The organism is Mycobacterium simiae, assembly GCF_008370645.1.
GTDB lineage: Bacteria > Actinomycetota > Actinomycetes > Mycobacteriales > Mycobacteriaceae > Mycobacterium > Mycobacterium simiae_A.
In genome coordinates, this window is record NZ_VTZN01000374.1 from 1 (window position 1) to 1,568 (window position 1,568).

Genomic DNA, 1,568 nt, shown 5'->3' on the forward strand with positions numbered 1-1,568 from the left:
GCTGGCGGTGCCGGGCACCTCGAAGGCGGGACGAGTGGCGCTGATGGCGGTGCGGGCGGGGCCGGCGGTACGGCCGGCCTGCTGTTCGGCTCCGGCGGGGCCGGCGGCGCGGGCGGCATCGGTCACATCAACGGGGGGATCGGCGGTGTCGGGGGCGACGCCGGCCTGCTGTTCGGCCCGGGTGGGCAGGGCGGAGCCGGCGGGGCCAGCGGCACCAGGGGTGGAGACGGCGGTGCGGGAGGCAACGCCGCGCTTCTGGACGGCGACGGCGGCGCTGGCGGGGTCGGCGGCTCAGGAGGGTTTGCCGCTACCGGCGTCGGCGGCGCTGGCGGTTCGGGTGGCAAGGCCGGGCTGATCGGCAATGGCGGCACCGGCGGCGATGGTGGGAACGCCGCTTTGGGCGTCGGTGGTGATGGCGGCAACGGCGGCGATGCCCGGCTTTTCGGCGACGGCGGTGACGGCGGCGTTGTCGGAACCGGCACGGTCGCTGGTGGCAGCGGTGGCACGGGCGGCACCGGCGGGACGGTATTCGGACAGGGCGGTACCGGCGGCTGGACCTAACTCGAAGTCAACGCTGCTCGTCTCTCCGTTACGGCAGCATGACGTTGCGCAAGAAGCCAGAAAGGTTGATCCCCAGATTAGCGATGCCCGAGACGAACGCCTGCGTCGCCATATTCGCCGTGCTCGTGTTGTACCAGCCGGAAATCGTGTTGCCAGCGTTCAGCATGCCCGATTCCAGGCTGCCCGAATTGAATAGTCCCGAGGCTGCAATGCCCTCATTCCATATGCCCGATATCTGGGTACCGGCGTTTCTTATTCCCGACAGACCCGCGGTGCTGTCGTTGAAGAAGCCCGAGGAACTTCCGGTGCCCGAATTGAAGAAGCCCGATGAAGGGGTATTTGTAGTGTTGAAGAATCCCGGCCCTTGCTGGAATTCGAAGCCGATCGTAATCGGGCCCAGGCTACCGGCTCCGGGGAAATCGATAAGCTTCCGGATGACGTAGTCAATGGGTGTTGCTGGCTGGATCGTGCTTTGATCGATGCTCCACCCACCAAAGAAGTCGTCATAAACTTTCACGTCAACGCCGGCTTCTTGCGCAAAGATAACGACGTGAATCGGGGAGATCGAGAACGTCTCGTGACTGATGGCGCCAATGCTGCCGGTGATCGGTACCAGGATGTCACTATGCACGTCATAGTGGTAGGGGATTGCTGGAATGGTGATTTTGTAGGAGACGCTGATCAAGCCTTGGTGATCACCTCTCCATAGGAAGCCGTTGTTGTAGTTGCCGGAGTTAAAGGCGCCGGTGTTGACGTCGCCACTGTTCGCGACGCCGGTGTTGTAGTTGCCGCCGTTGAAGTAACCCGTGTTGTAGCTACCCGAGTTGAAGTCGCCGGTGTTGTGATCGCCGGGGTTATAACTTCCCGTGTTGCCCTGGCCTGCGTTATACAGACCGGTGTTGGCGCTGCCTGCGTTGGCGATGCCGGTGTTGACGGCCCCGGCGTTGAGGAACCCGGTGTTGGTGTTGCCGGTGTTGGCGATGCCGGTGTTGTAGCTACCGGAGTTG

General features: G+C 63.8%; 1 protein-coding gene and 1 pseudogene. One reads left to right on the forward strand and one right to left on the reverse strand.

The window, feature by feature from the left end:
- Window positions 1-561, forward strand: a pseudogene (locus tag F0Q45_RS28220) (hypothetical protein); the annotation flags it as partial.
- Between the two features lie 28 nt (window positions 562-589).
- On the opposite strand, the gene F0Q45_RS25885 reads toward F0Q45_RS28220, so the two are convergent.
- A partial coding sequence (locus F0Q45_RS25885) for a PPE family protein (protein ID WP_149656579.1) occupies window positions 590-1,568 on the reverse strand: 979 nt, incomplete at its 5' end.